This is a genomic window from Carnobacterium sp. TMP28 (assembly GCF_047553015.1).
Taxonomy (GTDB): domain Bacteria; phylum Bacillota; class Bacilli; order Lactobacillales; family Carnobacteriaceae; genus Carnobacterium_A.
This window is the reverse complement of record NZ_CP180212.1, coordinates 1,936,055-1,959,896: the sequence shown is the minus strand read 5'-3', so window position 1 is coordinate 1,959,896 and position 23,842 is coordinate 1,936,055. Positions and strand designations below refer to the sequence as shown.

At 33.7% G+C, this 23,842-nt stretch carries 24 protein-coding genes; 10 read left to right on the top strand and 14 right to left on the bottom strand.

Going from position 1 to position 23,842, the window contains the following annotated elements; all coding sequences use genetic code 11:
• The first annotated feature begins 284 nt into the window (after nucleotides 1-284).
• Together ACMHYH_RS09355 and ACMHYH_RS09350 are read left to right on the top strand one after the other, a co-directional pair.
• The gene (locus tag ACMHYH_RS09355; RefSeq protein ID WP_414840381.1) at nucleotides 285-935 is read left to right on the top strand and encodes a deoxynucleoside kinase; all 651 of its coding nucleotides are present in this window, start codon (nucleotides 285-287) and stop codon (nucleotides 933-935) included.
• Between the two features lie 98 nt (nucleotides 936-1,033).
• Nucleotides 1,034-1,567, top strand: a complete 534-nt coding sequence (locus ACMHYH_RS09350; protein ID WP_414839136.1) for a nucleoside 2-deoxyribosyltransferase — start codon at nucleotides 1,034-1,036, stop codon at nucleotides 1,565-1,567.
• 355 nt (nucleotides 1,568-1,922) lie between these two features.
• Here ACMHYH_RS09350 and ACMHYH_RS09345 read toward each other — a convergent pair whose 3' ends face one another.
• Nucleotides 1,923-2,117, bottom strand: coding sequence for a hypothetical protein (locus ACMHYH_RS09345; RefSeq protein WP_414839135.1), 195 nt, complete (start codon nucleotides 2,115-2,117; stop codon nucleotides 1,923-1,925).
• Between the two features lie 454 nt (nucleotides 2,118-2,571).
• Here ACMHYH_RS09345 and ACMHYH_RS09340 point away from each other — a divergent pair, with 454 nt between their 5' ends.
• Nucleotides 2,572-3,687: a GGDEF domain-containing protein gene (locus tag ACMHYH_RS09340; protein WP_414840380.1), complete on the top strand. Its 1,116-nt coding sequence runs from the start codon at nucleotides 2,572-2,574 to the stop codon at nucleotides 3,685-3,687.
• A 114-nt stretch (nucleotides 3,688-3,801) separates the two neighbouring features.
• Here ACMHYH_RS09340 and truA read toward each other — a convergent pair whose 3' ends face one another.
• The 5 genes from truA to ACMHYH_RS09315 form a co-directional block, all read right to left on the bottom strand.
• Nucleotides 3,802-4,539: a tRNA pseudouridine(38-40) synthase TruA gene (truA, locus tag ACMHYH_RS09335; protein WP_414839134.1), complete on the bottom strand. Its 738-nt coding sequence runs from the start codon at nucleotides 4,537-4,539 to the stop codon at nucleotides 3,802-3,804.
• 40 nt (nucleotides 4,540-4,579) lie between these two features.
• Entirely contained in the window at nucleotides 4,580-5,092 is a 513-nt protein-coding gene (locus ACMHYH_RS09330) for an SOUL family heme-binding protein (RefSeq protein WP_414839133.1), read from the bottom strand.
• A 91-nt stretch (nucleotides 5,093-5,183) separates the two neighbouring features.
• On the bottom strand, nucleotides 5,184-5,330 hold the full coding sequence (locus ACMHYH_RS09325; protein ID WP_414839132.1) for a hypothetical protein: 147 nt from the start codon (nucleotides 5,328-5,330) through the stop codon (nucleotides 5,184-5,186).
• Between the two features lie 554 nt (nucleotides 5,331-5,884).
• Complete coding sequence (gene glpK, locus ACMHYH_RS09320; RefSeq protein WP_414839131.1) at nucleotides 5,885-7,399, bottom strand: glycerol kinase GlpK; 1,515 nt, start codon at nucleotides 7,397-7,399, stop codon at nucleotides 5,885-5,887.
• Nucleotides 7,400-7,486: 87 nt separating this feature from the next.
• Nucleotides 7,487-8,029, bottom strand: coding sequence for a TetR/AcrR family transcriptional regulator C-terminal domain-containing protein (locus tag ACMHYH_RS09315; RefSeq protein WP_414839130.1), 543 nt, complete (start codon nucleotides 8,027-8,029; stop codon nucleotides 7,487-7,489).
• A 208-nt stretch (nucleotides 8,030-8,237) separates the two neighbouring features.
• On the opposite strand from ACMHYH_RS09315, the gene ACMHYH_RS09310 reads away from it, so the two are divergent.
• From ACMHYH_RS09310 to ACMHYH_RS09290, 5 genes are all read left to right on the top strand, one after another.
• Nucleotides 8,238-9,377 carry a glycerol dehydrogenase gene (locus ACMHYH_RS09310; RefSeq protein WP_414839129.1) on the top strand — a complete coding sequence of 380 codons (1,140 nt, stop codon included), beginning with the start codon at nucleotides 8,238-8,240 and terminating at the stop codon, nucleotides 9,375-9,377.
• A gap of 33 nt (nucleotides 9,378-9,410) precedes the next feature.
• Nucleotides 9,411-10,400: a dihydroxyacetone kinase subunit DhaK gene (gene dhaK, locus ACMHYH_RS09305; protein WP_414839128.1), complete on the top strand. Its 990-nt coding sequence runs from the start codon at nucleotides 9,411-9,413 to the stop codon at nucleotides 10,398-10,400.
• 43 nt (nucleotides 10,401-10,443) lie between these two features.
• Nucleotides 10,444-11,025, top strand: a complete 582-nt coding sequence (dhaL, locus tag ACMHYH_RS09300; RefSeq protein WP_414840379.1) for a dihydroxyacetone kinase subunit DhaL — start codon at nucleotides 10,444-10,446, stop codon at nucleotides 11,023-11,025.
• Entirely contained in the window at nucleotides 11,025-11,399 is a 375-nt protein-coding gene (dhaM, locus tag ACMHYH_RS09295) for a dihydroxyacetone kinase phosphoryl donor subunit DhaM (RefSeq protein ID WP_414839127.1), read from the top strand. The genes dhaL and dhaM overlap by 1 nt, the downstream gene beginning before the upstream one ends.
• 436 nt (nucleotides 11,400-11,835) lie before the next feature.
• On the top strand, nucleotides 11,836-13,884 hold the full coding sequence (locus tag ACMHYH_RS09290) for a methyl-accepting chemotaxis protein (RefSeq protein WP_414839126.1): 2,049 nt from the start codon (nucleotides 11,836-11,838) through the stop codon (nucleotides 13,882-13,884).
• Between the two features lie 115 nt (nucleotides 13,885-13,999).
• Here ACMHYH_RS09290 and ACMHYH_RS09285 read toward each other — a convergent pair whose 3' ends face one another.
• From ACMHYH_RS09285 to ACMHYH_RS09250, 8 genes are all read right to left on the bottom strand, one after another.
• Nucleotides 14,000-14,923 carry a dihydroorotate dehydrogenase gene (locus tag ACMHYH_RS09285; protein ID WP_414839125.1) on the bottom strand — a complete coding sequence of 308 codons (924 nt, stop codon included), beginning with the start codon at nucleotides 14,921-14,923 and terminating at the stop codon, nucleotides 14,000-14,002.
• Nucleotides 14,923-15,657, bottom strand: coding sequence for a dihydroorotate dehydrogenase electron transfer subunit (locus ACMHYH_RS09280; RefSeq protein ID WP_414839124.1), 735 nt, complete (start codon nucleotides 15,655-15,657; stop codon nucleotides 14,923-14,925). The genes ACMHYH_RS09285 and ACMHYH_RS09280 overlap by 1 nt, the downstream gene beginning before the upstream one ends.
• A 69-nt stretch (nucleotides 15,658-15,726) precedes the next feature.
• Nucleotides 15,727-16,155 carry an aspartate carbamoyltransferase regulatory subunit gene (locus ACMHYH_RS09275; protein ID WP_414839123.1) on the bottom strand — a complete coding sequence of 143 codons (429 nt, stop codon included), beginning with the start codon at nucleotides 16,153-16,155 and terminating at the stop codon, nucleotides 15,727-15,729.
• Nucleotides 16,155-17,069 carry an aspartate carbamoyltransferase gene (gene pyrB, locus ACMHYH_RS09270; protein WP_414839122.1) on the bottom strand — a complete coding sequence of 305 codons (915 nt, stop codon included), beginning with the start codon at nucleotides 17,067-17,069 and terminating at the stop codon, nucleotides 16,155-16,157. Before pyrB ends, ACMHYH_RS09275 begins: the two co-directional genes overlap by 1 nt.
• A gap of 471 nt (nucleotides 17,070-17,540) precedes the next feature.
• A complete protein-coding gene (locus ACMHYH_RS09265; RefSeq protein ID WP_414839121.1) occupies nucleotides 17,541-17,831 on the bottom strand; it encodes a putative quinol monooxygenase in 291 nt (96 codons plus the stop codon).
• A 14-nt stretch (nucleotides 17,832-17,845) separates the two neighbouring features.
• Nucleotides 17,846-18,484 carry a nitroreductase family protein gene (locus ACMHYH_RS09260; RefSeq protein ID WP_414839120.1) on the bottom strand — a complete coding sequence of 213 codons (639 nt, stop codon included), beginning with the start codon at nucleotides 18,482-18,484 and terminating at the stop codon, nucleotides 17,846-17,848.
• The gene (locus ACMHYH_RS09255) at nucleotides 18,474-18,911 is read right to left on the bottom strand and encodes a MarR family winged helix-turn-helix transcriptional regulator (RefSeq protein ID WP_414839119.1); all 438 of its coding nucleotides are present in this window, start codon (nucleotides 18,909-18,911) and stop codon (nucleotides 18,474-18,476) included. Before ACMHYH_RS09255 ends, ACMHYH_RS09260 begins: the two co-directional genes overlap by 11 nt.
• A gap of 272 nt (nucleotides 18,912-19,183) precedes the next feature.
• Nucleotides 19,184-20,593, bottom strand: a complete 1,410-nt coding sequence (locus ACMHYH_RS09250) for an ISLre2 family transposase (RefSeq protein ID WP_414839118.1) — start codon at nucleotides 20,591-20,593, stop codon at nucleotides 19,184-19,186.
• Nucleotides 20,594-20,921: 328 nt separating this feature from the next.
• Here ACMHYH_RS09250 and ACMHYH_RS09245 point away from each other — a divergent pair, with 328 nt between their 5' ends.
• A complete protein-coding gene (locus tag ACMHYH_RS09245; protein ID WP_414839117.1) occupies nucleotides 20,922-22,235 on the top strand; it encodes an FAD-dependent oxidoreductase in 1,314 nt (437 codons plus the stop codon).
• Nucleotides 22,236-22,244: 9 nt separating this feature from the next.
• Nucleotides 22,245-23,711 carry a helix-turn-helix domain-containing protein gene (locus tag ACMHYH_RS09240; protein WP_414839116.1) on the top strand — a complete coding sequence of 489 codons (1,467 nt, stop codon included), beginning with the start codon at nucleotides 22,245-22,247 and terminating at the stop codon, nucleotides 23,709-23,711.
• Nucleotides 23,712-23,842: the final 131 nt, after the last annotated feature.

The following is a 23,842-nucleotide window of genomic DNA, read 5'->3' as shown; positions in this document are numbered from 1 at the left end:
TTTAAAAATACTACATAATGTGCTATATTATATAGCGTACCGCTAGATAGTGTGTTTTTTTAATTTTAACTTAGTTGGATCAATAGGTAGAGTGAACGAATTTTTATGGGAAAGAACTATATTTGTATACATAAGGAGTCATACAATAAAGCGATAGGAGTACATAAGCAAGTAAAAAGTATTGTAAATAAGCAAGTAAAAAGTATTGTAAACTAACGATAGTGTATAAAAAAAGTTAACTTTAATAACAGAATAAGGAATTGTAGGAGGAGTTTGATTTGACCATGGTTTGTTTAGCAGGAATGATAGGAATAGGTAAGACAAGTGCAACAAAGTTATTAGGAGATCGTCTAGGAGGGACAGTTTTTTATGAACAAGTAGATGATAATGAAATTTTACCCTTATTTTATACAGCAAGTGAAGAGGAACAAGAGCAAAAACGCTATCCATTTTTACTACAATTAGAATTTTTAAATAGTCGCTTCCAAATTATAAAAGAGGCAGCTAAACATGAAAATAGTATAATAGATCGTTCTATTTTTGAAGATTGGTATTTCGCAAAGATAAACCATGATTTGGGACGGATTTCAGATACGGAGTTTAGTATTTATGAAAAATTATTAGACAATATGATGAGTGAAGTTGACGAAATTCCTCAAAAAGCACCAGACTTAATGGTCTATATGAGAGCATCATTTGAAACTATTTTAGACCGTATTGGGAAACGCGGACGTGAATTTGAGCAAGATGAAAACTTATATAATTATTACTACGCCTTGTGGAAAGACTACGATGATTGGGTGTTTAACCACTACGATAGATCAGCGATTTTAGTTATAGATATGGACGAAATGGACATTGTAACTAATATTGAAGATGCTACTCTATTTGTAGAAAAGGTCCGAAATAAACTAGCAGAAGTGATAAAAAAGTAGAAAATATATAGTGGATGATAAGGACTTTTTTAATTGAAATAGTTCAAGATGGTTAATCAAAAATCCAAAGAGATGACCCTTCTAGGAGATGAGTAGTGATGACAGAAAAGAAGCAAGAAAAGACAAATGTAAGAATATATTTAGCTGGTCCTTTCTTTAGTGAGAGCCAGATTAAAAGAGCTATACGAGTTGAGAAAGCACTAGAGGCTAATCCATTCATTGATGCTTATTTTAGTCCACGAAAAAATCAGAGAGAAGACTTGCCTTTTGGTTCCAAAGAATGGAGAGAAACTGTCTTTGCACAAGACATAAAACAGTTAGAATGGGCAACGGTTGTTGTAGCTATTGCAGATATGGATTTAGTTTTAAAAAATGATTTCTTTGATAAAAAAGAAAGCAGCCTTTTACCAAGAATAGGAAGAGAATTAGCGGATACAGATAGCGGAACAGCTTTTGAAATAGGCTATGCCTATGCTAAAGAAATCCCGATCGTGCTAGTACATGAGACAGATAGGCCCCTTAACTTGATGCTATCAGATAGCTCACATGCCTATTTTAATGATGTTTCAGAGTTAGAGAGGTATAATTTTCTGGAAATGCCTAAAAATAGATACGATGGAAAGGTTATTTAGTCGTTGTACGGATTAGTTTGATAGTAAGCAACAGTGAGTGTAAAATAAACGATTTTTTTAGTTTTCTCTTTTTAACTAGAATGAATTTTTACAGGATTCTTTAAGCTTGTCTAAAATGGGTTCTTTTTTTAAAATGGACAAGTAGGTTTACTTCATTTTGATTAATAAGCATTAGTATAGAAAATAGATAGCTAGACGTCTATTAAGAGCAAAAGTATAGCCGATGAAGGAGCTGCTACCCGATATTTCTGGGGGCGGCTGCTTTAATTTGGTCAAACAAAATCTAACTGATTCTTTCTTATCAAAAGTGGTGTCAGGATTTATGCCAGGCTAAAATATTATGTATACATTCACTCTAGACGTTGCCTTTAGCTGTTTCTTTGATGAAACAATAAAGAAGATAGTCTTTGTAGGTTGCTTGTATTTCTTCAGCATCTTCTTTTTTGATAGTATCAAAATCATTTTCATCAAAGCCTCTTGCAATAAACGCACACTTTCCTTTATTTCTATACGTGCCATTTCTCGGGTATCTAACTTGTGTATCTTCCATGATATAGTTGCATAGTACATTCTTCGACTAATATACTGGATTCTAGCAGTTCTTTTTTGATTTTTTTAGAGCGTCAGATGACTAAGAATTTAACTAAGAAATGAGCGAAAGTGCTAAGAAAGTTCGTTTAATTTTTCCAGTTATTTTTTCTAGTTTTTATAAAATAACGTTATTTTAGATACTAGTTATACTCAAAGATTGATGCTTCTTTCTCTTCTTTGTAATAGTGTAGAACAAGTATTTTATCGCTACCTAAAAGGATAATTAAACTAATATATTTTGAACTGTTTTAAGATTGGTGTATACTATTCTATAACCAACAACTTCTGTTCTATGTTTTTAGTAAGTAAACACAGTTCGATAAGAGTTGTTTTTTATTATCTAGACTTAACTAGTTATAAGAGTAAAGACGAGGTGAAAGGTAGTGTATTCAGAAAATAATGTAATAGGATTAATGATACTTTTAGCAATTTTTATGAATATTAAATCACATCACAATAAAATGAAATTTGATAAAAAACTGTATTTAATCCTGATTATTTCAACAGCAACGATAATGATAGTAGACATTATTATGAGTTACGCTAACGGTAAAACAGACTTTTTTTTTAGAGAAATAAATAGTACAGCAACAATTATTTATTTTATATTAAATCCACTTCCGTATATTGCTTGGTCACTTTATGTTGATTTTTACATCTATAAAGATATAAAAAGAAGCAAAAAAATAAGATTACTTGTCGTAATACCAGCGATAATAAGTATTTATTTGTGTATCCTTAGCATCTACAATAAGAAAATATTTTATATAGACCAAGATAATCTGTATCAGCGTGGAGAGTTATTTTGGCTAAATGCGGCATTGTACTATTCTTATAGCGTAGGCACATATGCACAAATTATTAGTAAAAGAAAAAATATTAGAAAAAAAGATTATTATTCGCTACTGACATTTGCAGTTGTTCCTGTGATGGCAGGTATACTACAAACGATCGATACGAGTAAATCTTACCTTTGGTTAGGTATCTCTATATCTGCACTTATTATTTTTTTGAATATACAAAATGGGGAAATAAGTGAAGACTACCTGACAGGAGTCTATAATAGAAGACAGTTGGATCTTTATTTAAAAAATTCAATAAGAGAGTTAAAAAAAGATGAGTTATTAGGGATGATTATGATAGATCTTAATGACTTTAAAGAGATAAATGATACCTATGGACACATAGAAGGGGATCAAGCTTTGAAATATACAGCTAATATACTGATAGATAGCTTTAGAACAGGAGATTTTATATCGAGGTATGCTGGAGATGAATTTGTTGTGGTTATGAAATTAGAAAGCAAAAAGGATAAAGATGAATGTATAAATCATCTTAGGGAAAATCTAAAAGAGTTTAATCAAACCAGAACAACACCTTATAAAATAAGTTTTGGCTTAGGTTATGCTACTTACAGACCAGACTTAAAAATGACTGCAGATGAATTTATTATTCATACAGATAAGCGGATGTATAGAGATAAACAGAGATATAGAGATAAAATAGAAGTAAAAGAAAAGTTCTTATAACATGACCGTCTAGATCAAATGATTACCTGTTTTTTATATTTTAACAGAATCTTTAACCTAGATGATCATGATAGATAGTAATAGGTAATGAAAAGCACTACTTTTTTAAATCGACTAGTAAGAAACGTCATCTAGGAATAGTCCTTGAGCAGGCATGGTTACCCCAGCATCACTTCTGACACCATTTTCGAAAATGGTATCAATGTTTTCTACCTTCATTTTACCAGCCCCGATTTCTACCAAGGTTCCCATAATAATTCTAACCATTTTATATAAGAAACCGTCTCCTACAAATGTAAAATGGAGAAGGTTTTCTTCTTTATGAATCGTAATATCTTTGATAGTCCTTACCGTAGATTTTTTTGTTTTCTTAAGTGAAGAAAAACCGATAAAATCATGTGTTCCAATAAGTTTTTTACAAGCTTCTTCCATGCTATTTATATCTAGTTGTTCAGGATAATGGTAGCTATAGGCGCGTTCAAAGGCTGAAGGGACAGGAGTATTCCAGACATAATAGCTGTATTTTTTTTCAGTAGCGTTGTAGCGAGCATGGAATCTTTCAGAGACCTCTTCTAGTTTTTTAATGACAATATCGCGTGGAAGATAGGTGTTTAGGTAGTCTCTCATAGCGATTAGCTCCATATTAGACGCCGTTTTGAAATTAGCTATCTGTGCTCTAGCATGGGTTCCTGCATCTGTACGACCTGAGCCAATAATGTCGATAGGTGCTTTTGTCATTTCAGATAGAATATTTTCTATTTTACCTTGAATAGTCTTATCTGAATCGCCGAGTTTTTGCCACCCTAAATAGCGGCTACCATCATATTCAATCGTCATTTTAATATTTCTCATTTTAGCTCTCTTACTCCTTTTAATTTTTTTGGATAACTACTTAATCGTTAGAATGAATTCTAACTAAAATTTCATTTCTTCTAAGCATAGGTGGTACAAGTGGAGCATTATAAGAGGCAACCAGAACAGTTGATTGCTGTTGATAACCCTTTTCTAACAGCCACTGTTCAAGGTTATTTTTCATCTTTAGCTCTTTAGCTGTAGTTGAAAAACCTGAATACCGTATCGAACCAAATAATCCTTCTTCAAATTTTTTAATGGTCAGATTTGAGTTGGTTGGCTCTGGTATTTTATCACGATATTTTCCTGGGACAACAAAGGCCATTTTTTGATTTTTGCCTGTTTCTTCTCGGATAACAGGTACAGTCATTGAGATTTTTTCTTTTTCTTCATTGTCACTGGAGATATATTTAAACAAAGAACCAAATCCATTTTTAATCTCTGGATCATCACTATTTTCATATTCAACAATAAAAAAATCAGCGTATTTTCTTATTTCAAATTCTTCTTCTTTCATTACTATATCATAATTAGGTGTTTCATATTTACTCATAAAATCACTCCATTCATAATTGGTCATCGACTTTGATGCTAGTATAACAAGTTTATAAATTATCTGCAGTTATTTTACTCTAGATATCCGGTTATTTTTCAGCATCTGATTTTCTGAGTAGAAAATAGCCTAGTATCAATAAACAATAGCCGATAATAAATCCCTCAGTAAGCAATTTAAAAACAGCTATAGCAAATATAAGAGCAGAAAGAGATTTGAAAAATAACCGTTTATTCAACTAAAGACCTCCAATGAATGAGTTATTAACTGTATTCATTTTCGTTTGGCTCACTATTTAGAAATAGAAAATGAATGATAAGATGAGATAATTTTGTCTTTCTTTATAATGGTAACAGCATAAGGAACGACCTACAAATATAAGCCTTTATTTTTTTGAAATAGTTAATAAAAAATTATAAAGTCGGTAAAGCCAGATAGAGAAGAAAATTGAGCAAATAGATCAAAAGAGAGAAATATAGGATTAAATTTTGATTTTTTTATATGTACAATAGAATAAAAGGAGAGACGAACTACGTCGTTGTTGGAATGTTGTGCTTTATATCTATTGAAATTCTTTTCTTTACTCACTTCTTAGTCAACTATTCTAAGTAAAGAGTCTTAGGTTTTGAATAAACCATTCATTTGTTCTTTAGAGTAAGAATGACTAAAGCACAAAGAAAAAGGACTACACTATTAAGTGTAAAGTTCTTTTTCTCTGTTTAATACTCTATCATCTTTATGCAATAAGAATAGAGGAATTGTTAGAAAAATCAAAGAATGACAAATGAGTCTTTAAAATGACGATCCGTGTACCAAATTAGTATAGTAACAGATAGCTTTAACAGCACTATGCCAACCATGAAGTCGTTTTTGTCGTTCTTTATCGCTCATATTGGGTTCAAATTGCTCGTTTTCAGTTACTAAAGCCGTTAACTCACTTTGATCACGCCAATATCCAATAGCTAGTCCAGCAAGGTATGCTGCTCCTAACCCTGTTGTTTCTAAACGTTCAATACGTTTAACAGTTTTTTTAAGAATATCTGCTTGGAATTGAATCAAAAGATTATTTTGTGCAGCTCCGCCATCAACATGCAGAAGATCTACTGAAATACCGGTATCGGATTCCATTAATTCAATAATATCATTAACCTGATAAGCGATAGATTCTAAGGTTGCTCGAACTAACTCTAGTCGACTGGTAGATTCGTTGATTCCTAAAAAAGCTCCTCGTGCATTTGAATCCCAGTAGGGAGCGCCAATTCCTCTAAAAGTTGGAATAACATAAACGCCAGAATTTTTTTCTGCTTTAAGAGCCAATAATTCTGACTCTTCGATTGACTCAAATAAATGCAAACTATCTTTTAGCCAGTCAATAGCACTGCCTGAAATAAGAGCTGAACCTTCGAGGGCATAGGTTATTTTATTATCAATAGAATAGCCGATTGTAGTCAGTAATTTATGCTTAGAAAGTTTAGGTTCAGAACCTGTATTCATAACAATAAAAGTTCCTTGGCCGTAAGTACTTTTTACTTGACCTGGTTGAAAAGCTAATTGACCAAATAACGCTGCTTGCTGATTTCCAGCGACACCACTGATAGGAATAGCTACTCCATCAAAAATAGCCGCATCGGTTAGGCCGTACATATGGGAACTAGGAAAGACTTTTGGCAACAGGCTTTTTGGGATGTTGAAAAGATTTAATAAATAGTCATCCCATTCTAGCGTATGAATGTCAAATAGCATCGTTCTTGAAGCATTTGTGTGATCTGTGCAATGCAACTTTCCCTTAGTCAAGTTCCAAATAAGCCAACTATCGACAGTTCCAAAAGCTAATTCGCCACGTTCTGCTCGTTCTTGTGAACCAGGATGGTGATCAAGAATCCAACGAATTTTACTAGCAGAAAAATAAGGACTCAAAACTAGTCCAGTTTTTTCATGGATATACGTTTCAATCTCTTCATTTTGCAGCTTCTTAACAATAGCGAGTGATTGGTTGGAACTCCAAACAACAGCGTTGTGTATTGGTTTTCCAGTTTTACGATCCCAGACGATAGTCGTCTCACGCTGGTTTGTTATTCCAAGAGCTTTAATCTGGTTGAATGAAATACCAGAGTGCTTCATGACTCTTTGAATGACTTCACAGACCGATTGCCAAATAATAGTTGGATCTTGTTCTACCCAACCAGACTGTGGTATTTGTTGCTCAAAACGTTGAGCGGCTGTACCAATATAATTTCCTTGTCGATCAATAATAATCGCACGTGTAGTTGTTGTTCCTTGGTCGATGGCCAAAATATACTCTGCCATAAGCAATCACGTCCTTAACTAGGTTCTATAATAACTAAGTTTTTTCTTTTTATTAAAAATACTACTTTTTTTTAATGCTTCTCACTTTTAAATTTTAAAGTAAATAACAGTGATAAGAAGTTCGTGGTAGTCAGTAGCAGTTGGATCACAATCTTCGAGCACCCAATGATAAAGCATTTCAGATAAGCCATAAGCACAAAAATCAATTTTTGTTTTTATTAGAACAGAGTTACCATCAGAAATAGGGTGTGTTTGAAGGTAATCATCTGCAAGAGACTGAATACTTTTTTTGATATAATAAATAAAATAATCTTTAAAGGAATCTAATTTGATGGTTGAAATGATTTTTTTGTAATAGACTCTATTTTCTTCAAGGTAGTTTAATAGGTGGAATAAGACTTCTTCCCAATTCTGCCACTTCATAAGATGTTGAATGAGGTCAGTAACGTCATACGAAAAAATCCAAGTAATTAAATCATATTTATCATCAAAATGATCATAAAAAGTTTGACGACGATAATCAGTTTGATCCATGATATCGGTTATAGATATTTTATCCATCTCTTTTTTATTGGATAGATTTTTGAAAGAGCAAGAAATAATCTTCTTGGTTGTATTTTGTTGGTTCATAATTGGGACCCCTTCGACAACTTATTCACTACTCTATTCTATTCCTTTTCATTATACGTCATCTTTCAAAATAATTGAAGCGGACAAAGAGATTCTTTTGTCTGTTGAAATGATACCGCTTTCTTATTAAGCTTAGTATAGATTTAAAAAGAGCCATTCGTTAGCTCAAGAGTGACTTCATTTTAAAAAATAAGAGGAGGAATAAAAAATGAGAAAAGCTTTTATTAGTCCAGCAAAGTATGTCCAAGGAGAAAATGAATTATTAAATTTAGGTTTTTACATTAAGTCCCTAGGAGAATCAGCGTTAGTGATTGGGAATCCGGATGATATCAATCGAGTTCAAGATAAGTTAGATCAAACGGCAAAACGTTTTGGCATTACGTTGCATCTGGCTGATTTTGGTGGCGAAGCAACACGTGAAGAAGTTGTGCGTCTTAAAAAATTAGCAAAAGAAAAAGGCGCAGACGTTATCGTTGGTCTAGGTGGCGGGAAAGCAATCGATACGTCTAAAACAGTTGCCAATGGTCACAATTTAATTGTCTGTCCAACGATTGCAGCAACAGATGCACCAACGAGTCATTCTGCTGTACTTTATACGAAAGATCACCATTTTGACGAATACGCTTATTTTATTAAAAATCCTAGTGTTGTATTGATGGACACAACGGTTATTGCTCAAGCACCAACACGATTTTTAGTCTCTGGTATGGGCGACGCACTGGCTACTTATTATGAAGCACGTGCAACCCGTCGGTCAAATTCAAATGTAAACGCTGGCTTACCAAATGGCTTCCATACTGGAGATACCGAACCTGCTAAAGGCACGATTGCTTCTATTACATTGGCTAGAGTTTGTTATGAAACGGTTCTTGAAAGTGGCTACAACGCTAAGATTGCTTGTGATCATAATGTTGTTACACCAGCGTTAGAGAATATTATTGAAGCCAACACATTGTTATCTGGTCTTGGTTTTGAGTCAGGTGGATTAGCTGCAGCACATGCTATTTACAATGGGTTAACTGTTTTAGATGGCCCTCACAATTATTTCCACGGAGAGCAAGTAGCCTTTACGACATTTGTTCAACTGATTCTTGAAGATGCCCCAACAAAAGAAGTCGAAGAATTATTGGATTTCAGCTTATCTGTTGGCTTGCCTGTCTCATTAGCAGACTTGGATGTAGAAGAAGTCATCTATGAAGATATCCTAAAAGTTGCAGAAAAAGCTTGTATTCCTGAAGAATCTATTCATGCTATGCCTTTTAAAGTTACACCTGAAAGTGTTGCACAAGCTATTATTGCAGCAGATGCCCTTGGACGTGATTACAAAAAGCGCAAGGCCGTTAAATAAAATTAAAAATAAGAATAAAAGGAATGAAACTAGATGAAAAAAATTATGAATGATCCCAATAAAATTGTTGATGAAATGATAGAAGGGATGATTGTAGCGCATTCTGACTTAATTAAAAGAGTTCCTGAAACAGGCGTTATTCAGCGTAAAACAAAAAAAGCTGGAAAAGTAGCAATCATTTCTGGTGGAGGAAGTGGGCATGAACCAGCTCATGCTGGATTTGTAGGGGAAGGCATGTTATCTGCTGCTGTTTGTGGTGCGGTATTTACTTCTCCAACACCAGATCAAATTTTAGAAGCGATTAAGGCAGCTGATGAGGGTGCAGGTGTGTTCTTAGTCATTAAGAACTATTCTGGCGATATTATGAATTTTGAAATGGCTCAAGAAATGGCTGAAATGGAAGATATCTTGGTAGAAAATATCGTTGTAGATGATGATATTGCCGTTGAAGATAGTCTATATACTCAAGGGAAACGTGGAGTGGCAGGAACGATACTTGTTCATAAAATACTTGGTTACGCTTCTGAACAAGGAAAGTCGATCAAAGAAATAAAAAAACTAGCTGATGACTTAATACCTAATATTAAATCTATTGGACTTGCACTGACTGGTGTAACAACACCGGGAGCTGCTCAACCAAGCTTTACTTTAGCTGAAGATGAAATTGAATATGGAGTAGGTATTCATGGAGAACCAGGGTACCGTAGAGAAAAATTACAACCCTCTTATGATCTTGCTGACGAATTGTTGACGAAGGTAATTAAAGAATTTGATGGAAAAGATAAAGGTCGATTTGCAGTGATGATTAATGGACTTGGTGGGACACCATTAATGGAGCAGTATGTTTTTACAAATGATGTGAAAAAACTAATGGATAAACAGAACTGGTCTATTGATTTTTATAAAATAGGCAACTTTATGACATCACTCGAAATGCAAGGCTTATCCTTAACCTTACTTTATTTAGAAAATGATTTTTATCTTGAAGCACTACATGCACCAGTTGAGACCATCGCTTGGTAAAACAAGAATGAATAGCAAAGGGATGAAAGGAGTTCAAACTAAGATGAATGTTCAAACAGGTATTCGCTGGATGGAGTTATTTAATGAAAAAATCCAACAAGAAAAAGATTATTTAACCCAACTGGACACGCCAATTGGCGATAGTGATCATGGCAACAATATGTCTAGAGGCATGTCCCATGTTATTCAAGCAATTGAATCAGAATCTCCTGATTCGCTTGAAGCACTTTTAAAATTAGTTACGAAAACGTTATTAAGTAAAGTTGGAGGAGCTTCTGGCCCTTTATATGGTTCAGCATTTATGGGGATGTTAAAACTAGTTCAGGAAGATGATTCTTCATGGGGTAAAATACTTCAAGGTGGATTAGACAGTATTCAAAAACGCGGGAAAGCTGAAATTGGCGATAAGACAATGATAGATGTTTGGGCACCTGTTGTTCAAGCGGTAGAAGACAATCAATTAACAAAGGAAGTAATTGATGAGGCTGTTGAAGCGACGAAACCATTAAAAGCTAAAAAAGGCCGTGCCTCATATGTAGGGGAACGTTCCATTGGACACATTGATCCAGGTGCCTATTCATCAGCTTTACTCTTTAAGGCTATGCTAGAATCGGAGGGAAAATAATGGAGAAACCAGGAATGATTATTATCTCTCATGTTTATGAGATTGCAAAAGGTGTTGAGCGATTGCTTCAAGAAGTTGCTAAAGATGTTGCAATCGAAGTTATTGGTGGAGTATCCGAGACTGAAATTGGAACAAGTTTTGATACTATTCTTGAATTAGTCAACAATCATCCATCTGATCATCTATTAGCATTTTATGACTTAGGCAGTGCTAAAATGAACTTAGAAATGGTGAAAGAGCTTAGCGATAAATCGATTACGATTTATGATGTTCCAATTGTTGAAGGTTCTTATACTGCGGCGGCACTTTTACAAGCTGATGTTACTCAAGAAGCTGTGGAAGAACAGTTAAATGAATTGAAAATAGACAAATAAAATCAAATCAGGTGGATAAAACAGCTACATCAAAAGATAATGAAGGCTTTAAAAAAGTTTAGCTATAAAAGATAAAATAAAATAAGTAGGTTATAGACCATCACTGGTAGTCTATAACCTACTTGTTTTTTTAGGATAAAAAATAGCAACTAGCTAAGTGACTAGTTAATAAGTCTTAGACAAGAATTTTTATTAAAAAGAAGAAAACAGTACGCATTAGACTTAATTGTTCAGTGAATTTAACCGATATATTAAATGATATATTACTTATTCTAGTTGTTTTATTGATGAAGTCGGTATAAGAGAGCACATAAAGCAAGGTGAAATAGAATTTTATAAGATTAATCATACTGATTCAATGAATGAGTAACAGTAAATAGACTACTACATCAGGAGAGTTAAAAATATAAAATAAGATTATAGGAGATTAGTGAAAATGAAAAATAATAAGAGTAAAAAGAATAACATAAGGATACATTCAATAAAAGTGAAATTACTGATTATTCCTATCCTTGTCATTGTTTTATCATTAGTATTGATTAGTTTTATCTCGACTACAATGGTTAAGAGAAGCATAGTTGATCAGATGCAAAATGATAGTGACATTCTATTAGCAGAGGTTGTTGGTAGAATGGAAGATAATGATAAATCGTTATCGATTATAAATGAAGATATAGAAAATAATATTCGAAAAGCAACGAATACAGTAGCTAAAATGGATACAGAGATAAGTAATGAAAAGTTAGTCGAGCTTGCAGAGACTTTAAATGTCGATATTTTAAATTATTTTAGCAAGGAAGGAGTTGTGACGTATTCAAACACCCCTTCAAATATTTCATTTACACCGGGTAAAGATCACCCGATAAGTCTATTATTAAAAAATGATAAAACCGAACTTATGGAGGATATCAGACAAGATGCTATTAGTAAAAGCTACTTCAAATATGGTTCTTCAAAAGGTGCGGATGGATCTGTTGTTCAAGCAGGAATAAAGGCCGATTATATTAATGACTTAACCAATCAATTCAGCTACCAAACATTAATGGAAAAATTGGGAGAAAAAGAAGAAATTATCTATGCTTTATTTATGGATAATGATTTAAAAGTTGTGGCACATAGTGATGAAACGAGGATAGGAGTAGACCTTTCTAAAGATGAGGCAAGTAAGACAGCTATTATCGAGGGTAAGTCTTCTGCAAGTGAAACGTTATACTTAGGGAAAACGCCTAATTATAGCATTGCCTATCCGGTTGTAGTAAATGGTCAACCAATAGGGGCTTTGACGATTGGATTATCTATGAAAGGTGTAACAACGGCTATAAGTCGTAGCCAGTTGATTATAGGGATGACGGGTATAGTAGCAACTATTCTTTTAGGTTTAATTTTATTTTATACATCAAACTATGCAATAAAAACAATCCAAAAATTAAAAATTCAATTGAATAAGATGGCTTTAGGAGATTTTACGGCTAACGAATTAGACGAGGTAGTCTATAAAAATGATGAGTTTGGAGAAATTGTCAACTCTTTAGATAAAATGAAGCAGTCAATCAGAAATGTCATCAAGAGTGTTGTAGGTAAGTCTCAGTCACTTGCAGCACATGCGCAAGAGCTAACAGCGACAACGCAACAATCAGCTGCAGTAGCTGATGAAGTATCTAGAGCAATTGAAGATATAGCTAAAGGGACTAACGAACAAGCAGAAGATACACAACAGGGATTTGATACAGTAAAAGATCTTGGTGATGTGATTGAAAAAAATACGGTCTATATAGAGAAATTAAATCATTCTACTGTAAAAGTTAATCACCTTAAAGAAGAGGGACTAGAATTAGTAGAAGATTTGTTAAAGAAAACAACAACAAGTATCGAGTTATCAAAAGAGGTTCAACTAGTTATTGAGAATGCAAATACTAGTGCAACAAAAATTGAAGTAGCAAGTGAAAAAATAAGAGGATTAGCAAACCAAACGAACTTATTAGCTTTAAATGCGAGTATTGAAGCAGCTAGAGCTGGAGATGCTGGAAGAGGTTTTTCTGTCGTTGCTGATGAAGTTAGAAAGCTTGCTGAAGAAACAAATAGTTTTATTAAAGAAATTAGTGAAATGATAAAAGAATTAACCTTAAAAACCTCAACAGCAGTAAAAACGATGATAGAAGTGAGTGAAACTGCAGAATTGCAAAGTATTAGTGTAGATAAGACAAGTAATAAATTTAAAGGAATTGCAAGTGCTCTAAATGAAATGGAGACTGTGCTGAACTTAGTCAATCAATCCAGTGATAAAATGAATAAGCAAAACGAAAGCATTAAAGATGTTATGCAAAATTTAGCAGCTATCTCTGAAGAAAATGCTGCTAGTAGTGAAGAAGTTTCAGCTTCTATGGAAGAGCAAGCAGCAGGAATTACACAAATTTCAAGTGCTAGTGAAGAACTTTCTACTATTTCAGAAGATTTGAACGAGTTAATCGATCAATTTAAGATATAAAAATGAAATGAATTTATCTTAATAAGGTAATGAAGCAGATGTAAATTCGGTATTAATACCAAATTCACACCTGCTTCATTTTTGTATAGATACTAGTACGGTTATAAGTAACAGTTTAATTAAAAAAAGTTTCTTTTCCAAGGCAACCTTTTATTTCATTTAGATTTTTAATTCCTTGTTCATTCATAAATGTTTCTATTCCATCTATTACATCTAGACTTAAAGTAGGATTTATAAAATTGCCACTCCCAATTTGAATTAAGTCGCTTCCAGCCATAATAAATTCTATCGCATCACGATAATCCATGATTCCACCCATTCCTATGATAGGAACCGTTACAGCTTTTGATACTTCATGGACCATTCTAAGTGCAATTGGCTTTATACAAGGGCCTGAAAGGCCTGCAATAGTGTTGTTAAATACAGGCTTTCTTTTTAAAATATCAATAGCCATTCCACTAAATGTATTTACTAAAGAAAGGGCATCTGCTCCTGACTTAACACAAGACTCTGCCATTTGACTAATGTTTTCAGCGTTAGGAGATAGTTTTACAATTAATGGTTTGGTACAAATTGCTTTAACTTCTTTGACAACTTTCTCTGCATCTAAGCAACGTATACCAAAAGCCATCCCACCAGAGGATACATTTGGACAAGAAATATTCAGTTCAATCATATCGACACTTGTCTGATTTAGTTTCTCAATCGCTTTTAAGTAATCATCCAAAGTCCCGCCACCAACATTGGCTAAGATAACGGTACCTTGATCTTTCATAAATGGGAGTTCGTCTTGGATAAACGCATCCACTCCAGGATTCTGTAGTCCAATAGAATTCAGTAATCCAGAAGCTGTTTCGTGCAGTCTGATCCCTTTATTGCCGTCTTTTTTGTGTAAGGTAAGTCCTTTTGAACTAATTCCTCCAAGACGCGAAAGATCAAAAAAATCTGCATGTTCTCTACCAAAACCAAAGGTTCCTGAAGCGGTAATGACGGGATTTTTGAATGCAATATCTAGAATATTAACTGCCATATCAGCCATTATAATAAGACCTCTTTCCCCTTGAAAACAGGTCCCTCTTTACAAACTCTTTTTATCCCATTAGCTGTCTCTATTGTACATCCAAGACATGCCCCAATACCGCAAGCCATTCTGCTTTCCATAGAAACCTGAACGGATACGATGCCCTCACACAGTTCAAGCACTTTTTTCATCATAGGAACTGGTCCGCAAGTTATGACAAGATCATAGTTATGTGGATTAAATTGATCGATAGAAAAGCCCTTATGCCCGGTACTTCCATCTTCTGTTGATACATATAAAGTATTGACTCGACTTTCTATCTTATCCATCCAATAAACAGCACTCCTAAAACCGGCATAAAAATCTACTGGTGCATCTAAGTTTTTTAGTAGATAAAACATAGGAGCAATCCCAATTCCACCTGAGATAAGAGCTATTTTCTTATCTGATTCTAGGGTAAAGCCATTTCCAAGAGGTCCTAGTACGTCAAGAGTATCCTCAACTCGAAGTTTTGATAGTAGATGTGTACCTTGGCCTTTAACTTCATATAAAAAAGTTAAACAATCGTCTTCGACATCTGCAACACTAAGAGGTCTTGGTAAGAAAGGGGCGGTTGCTTCCCAGCCTTTTATCATAAAGAATTGTCCAGGTTTTATCTCTTTTTTGTGTTCCATTTGAAGTCTTATTTCAAAAATTTTAGCAGAAATTTCAAGATTTGATTTAATTTTGAGTGAGTTGAATCCTTCTCTCATACAAGCGTTCCTCCCTTTATTTTATAATTTTGGCAGAGCGACATTATTTTATAAAGTTAGATTGAACGATTACATTTCCCAGTTATAGATGTGATCACAATAGACACAGTTGTAGCTAAGTTCTTTTTTATCTAAGAGGCTAAAAGACTGAACAATATTTTCTTCTGTTGAGGTCACACATCTAGGATTTTTACATTGAATAACTCCTTCAACTTTTTGTGGAGGAGAAAGTTGAATTTTTTCTACAATTTTTTCATTCCGTATAATATTAATTGTTACATTAGGATCGATTATGCCAATAATCCTTAAATCTAGGTCAGTATGCTTTTCAATTTTTATGACATCTTTTTTACCTTTTCTTTTGCTAGGTGCATTTATAATCAAAGCAACTGTATAGTCAGATTTTTCTAATTTTAAGTATTGAAATATTCTGAAACCAAGGCCTGGACTGATATGATCTATAACAATTCCTTTAGATATACTATCAATATAAAGCATTAAATCGCCCCCAACATTTTTATGATAAGCGCCATTCTTACGTACATCCCGTACTTAGCTTGTTTAAAATAAACGGCTCTAGGATCAGAGTCAACTTCTGGACTAATTTCATTCATTCTAGGCAGAGGGTGTAGAATGGCTAAATCTTTTTTAGCAGAGATTAGTTTTTTGTTGTCTAAGATATAGGTATCTTTTAATCTAACGTAGTCTGCTTCATTAAAGAATCGTTCTTTTTGAACTCTAGTCATATAGAGAACATCAATGTCGGCCATAACTTCTTCTAGCGTTTCAACTTCTATAAAGGGAATAGCTTCTTTTAATAAGATTTCTTTTTTAATGTATTCTGGTATTTTTAGTTCAGGTGGTGAGATAAGAATAAAATGAATGCCTTCATATTTTGAAAGAGACTTAATAAGAGAATGAACCGTGCGTCCAAATTTTAGATCGCCACATATTCCAATAGTTTGGTTTTCTATTTTCCCTTTGATTTCTATAATCGTTAAAAGATCTGTGAGGGTTTGAGTGGGGTGCTGGTGTCCACCATCTCCAGCATTTATGATGGGAACATCAGAAGTCAAAGAAGCATACCTTGGAGCGCCTTCTTTTGGGTGTCTCATGACGATTAAGTCGACATATGAGCCTACTGTTCGAATAGTATCGGGCAGACTCTCGCCTTTAGAAGCAGAACTCGAACTTGCTTCAGAAAAGCCAATAACCTTTCCACCAAGTCTTAGCATCGCAGCCTCAAAACTAAATCTTGTACGGGTACTTGGTTCGTAAAACAATGTACTCATAAGTTTTTTTTCACATGATAACCTGTATTTGTCTTCATCTTTCATAATCTCTTTTGAAAGTGTGAATAATTCTTCTAATTCTCCGATAGATAAATCCATCGAATCTATTAAGTGTTTCATCGTATTCCTCCTTTTTTGTCTCGCTGAACATAGTTAAAAGAGAGCAGACTGCATAAAAAAATACACCTTCCCCTAAAGGAAGGCGTAAAAACAGTCAAATTTGCGCATCCTTTTTAAACTCTCGGTTTAAGTTAAAGGTTATTGGTATAAAACTATCATATTACTGATGAATCGTCAATCTAATTTATAGTTTATTTAAAAATGGAGTATAAATTAGATTGTTTGATTAATAGTAAGAAAAAGAAATTAAGAAAGGTCATACTTACATAGCTAGTTGATTTGATAATTAGGAGAAAGTAAGATAGTATTTCAAAAAAAACAAAATAGGACCAATGACTAGAATCGTTTATGATTCTAGTCATTGGTCCTATTTTATTCAGATCAGTTACACTATATAAATCACTATCTAATACTTTTAAAAAAGATTGAAATGTTGGTTTCTAGCTATTAAGATGGAATAAGTTTCTGATTTTATTTTTCTTCTAGAGTAGAAACGGTGAGAATCGGTTTTTTGGAACTATAGGCAGGCACTTTATTAAATAAATCAAGTAATAACGGATTTTTGTTATGCGTATTAATAGCTGCTTGATCTTTCCAATTTTCTATCATAATAAATCGATTAGACTCTTCAAAAGATTCATAAAGATGGTAGCCCATACAACCTTCTTCTAGTAAAGTAGCTTCAATTAGTGGAGTAACAGCAGCCAAAAACTCGTTTCTTTTATCCTCTTTTATAAAAAAAGTAGCATTGATAATTTTCATAGATAGAACTCCTTTTATTTGAATGTTGTTAATGCATCTGCATCTAAGCGAACAGATTGATACCCAGTATCTATTGATTCACCAATAGATAAAATCATGACAGGTACATAACGTTCTTTGTCTAGATCAAATGCTGCTGCTAATAAATCAGACTCGAATCCACCAATAGCATTTGTATCGTATCCATGGTTACGGGCAACCAACATCAATTGCATAGCTGCTAAGCTCGAATCAATTTTTACAATATCATTCATTTCTTGTCTAGTTAAGTTTTTGTAGTAAGGAATAATTGCAGCTAGTTGCTGGTCTCTTACTTCAGAAGACATTTTATTTTCTCGAACAGCTTGGTCGTAGATTTCTTCTCCATATTCGTAACATTCCATATCGCCAAAGATTAAAATCATCGCAGATGAGCTGTCGTTTTGAGCAGTGTTAAAACGAATAAGTGGTTTTAATTTTTGTTTTTCTTCCTCACTTTCAACGACAACGAAGCGCCATGGTTGCATATTTACTGAAGAAGGTGCAGTAGTTGCTTCTTGAATCATTTCTAGCATTTCTTCCTGGGAAATTTTAACATCTTTATTGTATAGTCGAATAGATTTTCTTTCAAAGACGATATCTGAAAAATCATTATTTTTTAATTTATTTTGCATCGTTAGGACCTCTTTCTGTCTGATTGAGTAGTTTAGTTAATAAATAGGATAATTGTTCTGCTTCTTTGGTATTGAGTGAGATATTTAGCGGTTGCTGCAGAGCATTATGCTTTTTCTCACAACAGTCTAAATCAGAGTTTGCTTTTTCTGTTAGACAAACAAAAATTTCTCGATTGTTTTGTTCGTTTCGTTCTCTTGTAACATAATTTTTTTCTTCTAGTATTTTTAAATGTCTAGTAACAGCAGAACGGTCTATTTTTAATTCTGATTGTATTTGAGATTGAAGACATTTACCGTTCTCTTTAAGAAAAAGCATTATTTCATATCTTGTTAGACTAAAACCTGTTTCTTTTTCAAAAAAAGAGGTTGTTTCTTGGTTTGAAACTTTAATTTTATAAAAAAGTCGACTTATTTCTCTTATTTCCACCTAGATTTTTCCTTCCCAATAAATTGAGGACTGTATTGAATGACTATTGACCAGTCCATCGTTGACTAAACAACTATAATATAGTTGTTTGAAATTGTAAACTATTTTTACTTTTTTGTTTGTGTCAAGTTTTTCTCGGTCGTCCTATTACTAGGCTAGTTTGGCGTTCTATTTTTGTACACCTATCTGCTACCGCACGGCTTTGCCGTTTGCTGGCCCATCTGTTTGGAGAACGTTCCAAAAAAATGGAACCTTCCCCAAACAGACAGGAATTATCGAAAACTTTTAATTAACTGCCCCATTGCTGAAGAATGAGGGGCATAAAACGGAATCGTCCCTTTCTTTGCCCCAACTGACTGACGCGTCTTTTGATGCATTAAAGACGATACACGAACGGTTTGTTTCACCTTACGTTGTTGTCTTGTACTTCTAGTTTGCTGGTGAAGATAAGCTTCACGTAACGTTTGATTTAAGATCCCTTGTTTCACTTTTACCATGGCTTCACAACCGACTTCGCTCCAATGCATTCCACGTTTTTTCATCCGATAAGAAATATGACGTTGATTCGATTCCATTGCGCCTAAACCTCTGGCATCCTTCGGTACTTGTTCTACTTTTTCTCGCCAATCAAAAATCCGATCCCAATTTCTTAAAAGATAAGTTCGAAAACTAGTCAGTTTTTCTACTGCTTGTGTTTCTTCTAAGGTACTTTCATAAGTGTCCAACCAGATCGTTAGGGCCTCTAAATCATGTTTTTTAAGCGCTTGATGAATGTTCTGTTTAAAGAGATTACTTTGTACACCAAAAGCACGGTTCAGGCCTTGAAAGATGTGATAAGCGTCTAATTGATTCAACACGGGATAATTCGACTGCGAAAAAGTTTCTTGGAATTTATCTGCGGTATAGCCTGGTCCACCATCGCTATTGGTAATGATTTGAGCGTGTTGTAACGCGTAATGAGTCGCTGTAAAAGCCTGTACTTCTGCCCAAAAACCAGCCGTCTTTTTAGTCGTCATAATGGCTTTAGGCTCCTTCAAGGAGACTCTCTTTCCATTTCTCTGCCAGCCTTCATAAACAATTGCATGATGAACCTCTAAACTTTTTTTCTTTGTTGTCCCACGGACAAATACACCATCTGCTTCGGCATAGAAATAATCGACTTTTTTTCCTTCTGGTAACGCTGCTGACTCTTCTAGCTCGATCACCATTTCTTCGTCTTCATGCGCTTGTGCTTCTCCCACTCGTTTAAGGAGGCTGCCTACTGTTTGATGGCTCATCGTTACTGCTGTCCACTCTTTCAGTGTTTCAGCGGTGTCCCGATAGGTACACTTACTGGCTAACTCTGCTACTTTGACTTCTACGAGTGGACTGTGACGTTGGTATTTTCGAATCCCCAACCACTCATCTAATGGATAATGATTTTGATTCTCTTGATCTGCCATTAAAGTACGACGGTAACGGACAGACCCAAAAATAAATTGGACTGTTTTCCAATCTTCTCGCTTTACTTTCCATCCTTCTTGTTGCTTTTGTTCCTTAATCGTTTGGTTTATGTGTATAAATATATCTCCTAATAATTCCGTAAATACTTCATACATATAAAGCTGAATAGATTCTTCTGTAGCAATTAAATCGCTTGATTCCTTTATTATTTTGTATAATTTTGATATAATGTTATCCATAAGAAGGCCTCTTCCATTTATGTATTTGCCGCGTAAGCATACATTTATGATAGAACGCCTTCTTTATTTTTGCTAGTAAAAAGATAATATCCTCTCGAGAACTATTTTACACGTACTACTTTTTTTCATTCTTTTACCTTATTTTTTATCTAAATAACGTCTAAATAAAAGTCAAAATATCAACAATAGCGTATCTAATGAAATAATTAGGAATAACAAGTGCTAATTATTTAGCAATAAATGGTAGAATAGAATCAATTACATGGCACTACTCTAATCAAGAGAGTAGAGTTTGGTAAATCTATGGCCAGTTTAAAGGAGGAATACTGTGAAGATTGTCATTATAGGAGGCTCGTTTGCTGGAATAACTGCCGCGCTAACAGCTCGTAAAAAATATAAAGAAGCTACAATTATTTTATTAGAGAAAGAAGAAAAAATTGGATTTATTCCCGGAACGCTTTATTCTTTATTAAATGGTGAGATAGATAGTTTAGAAGAGGGTTATTTTATTACAATAGAAGAGCTTGAACGATTAGCTATTCAAGTTCAGTTAAATGCAACAGTTGAAAGTATGGACACGGATAGTCAAAAAGTAACCTATACCATCCTTCATCAGCCAGTAACTATTTCTTACGATAAGCTAATTTTAGCGACAGGCTCCGTTCAAGATTCTTATCAAGTTAAAGGAATGGAATCCAATAAAATAGTAAAGTATAAAACAATTGAAAAAACAAGAGTGGCTTTAGAATTAGTGGAAAAAAATCAAGTCTTTACAATAGTTGGTGGCGGACAAATTGGACTTGAGATGGCAGACGCTTTGATTAATCAAAATAAGCACGTCCAGCTAATTGAAAGTATGAACGGACTAGTAGCGAAGTATTTTGATCAAGAAATGATAGCGCCGCTTTTAAAAGAAATGGAAAAACAAGGTGTAACGTTTTATTTTGATGAAACAGTAAAAGAAATTGAGGAAATAGAAGAAAAGTTAATTCTCAAGACACAAAACCATGTTATTGAAAGCGATTGCGCAGTATTTGGGTTAAGTGTAAAACCAAATATTCCCTATTTGGATCCTAAAGTTCGCCGTCATGAAGATGGTTCCATCCTTGTTGATAAGTACTTAAAGACCTCAATAGAACATGTTTTCGCAATAGGGGATACGATTCAAATGCAGTCAAGTTTATCAAATGAGACGTTCTATATTTCCTTAGTAAATAATGCTGTTCGAACAGGTATCGTTGTTGCGGATAATTTAGTGCATCCTCTAACACCTTTTATTGGGTCAGCTCGAACGATAGGAACGAAAGTTTTTGGCTATTATATTGCAAGTACAGGAATGACAGAAGCTGAAAGTATCTTTTTCGACCAAAAAATTGCAGTTAGCCATGTTTCACAACCAGTTTCTTTATTCAATAAGCAACAAACAATCAATGGCAAATTGATTTACAATGCTGTCTCAGGGAAAATATTAGGAGCACAATTCATTTCTAAAACGAATATTTTAGAAAAAATAAATACCTTGTCTCTGAGTATTCAAATGGGGATGACGGTAACAGAACTTGCTCAAAAAGATTATTTTTTTCATCCTGCATGGAGTACAGTATACGATATAACAAATCAACTTGGCTTAGTGAAAGATTAGGTAAAGCATATGAGAATAGAAGATTTTTTAGAAAAAAGAGAAGCGTTACAAATGGCTATCTTAAAAAAATTGATTCTTGAAGGAGGCAGGGTTTCTTATGAAGACCTGCGTAAAGACCTTAAGATAACTAAAGCCTCATTAGCAAATTATTTAGAAGAAATGAACAATTATTTAGAAGAATACCAAGGAAATTGTCAAGTTGATTCAGATGGGGCTTTTGTGGAGCTTTTCTTAACTAATCATTTCTCGATGATGACTGTTTATATAGATTATGTGAAGCGTTCATTGAAATATCAGTTGATTGATTATATTTTCAAACACCAAGAGTTTACGGTTATTAAGATTGTTAGCGATCTGTCTATTAGTGAATCTTCCTTATTTCGAAAGATAAAAGAACTCAACAGTTTACTCAAAGAATTTACTATCAAAATAAAGAATGGGCGAATTTATGGAGAAGAACTGCAAATCCGCTATTTTTATTTTCAAATCTACTGGTTTTTAACAACACATGAAGACTATCAAGAAGCACTATTAACCAATCAAAATCAAAGTTTAATTCATGGTTTTGAAAAAGAACTAGATATTAAATTAAATGATCTCAGTCGAAGACGGATTAGCTTATGGTTTATGATTAGTAAAAAAAGAGCAGCTGTTTCGAAAAAAAGCTATAAAAATATGGTTGAAAAGATGAAACCGTATAAAGAGGACCATTTAAACAAACAAGTTAGAAAACTTATCTTCCTTTATTTCAGCCGATATTCTATTGAAGTAGAAGAAGAAGAAAGTATGATTCATTTTATTTTCTTAACGACTCAATCAATCTTAGTAGAAAAAGATTTTATGGATTATGACCTGGTTCGTAGCCGTAGAACACCGACAGCTTTAGTGGACACACTCTTAAGAGAAACGATTCTATTGTATTATTTACCAACAAAACCCAGTATTGCCTTAGAAAGAAAAGTTACGTTCTATCTTTCACAAATTAATGGCACGTTGTATTTTTTCGAGGGAGCACTTGAACTGAATAACCCACAAGACTCTATAGCAAAAGAAAGTGAGATTTGGGGAAAAAATTTAGAAGCTTTGTCTGAACAGTTACTAAAGACAGCACTAGAAACAATCGACAAAAGAAGTCCCTCACTGAGCTCATTAGAAAGGCTGACGTTAGTAGAGTATTCAACCGTACTATCCATTGTTGATTTTACTATTTCAAAAGAATTATTAATTGGAATTGATTTAGATTTAATGGAAATGCACGCAGAAATGTTAATGCAAACACTGATGTTACATTTAAAAAATGTTAGTGGCATCACTGTTGAAAGGTATCGCGATCATCACACTTATGATTTAGTTATTACAACGAATCTATCTTCGCGCTTTTATACGAAAGCAACAGAAACGTATATTATTTCAGAACAGTTTTCGAAATTCGATTTAAATCAGATTAAAACTCGTATTAATGAATTAAAAATATAGTGTTCTAGTAAGTAGAACGAAATAGAATAGTCTCTTTTCAAAGTCCATTCAAAGAATAGTTGAATGGACTTTTTAATAGGAAAAGATGAAAAAAGTAGAATAAGAGAGCTTTTTTCAATAAATTTTTCTTT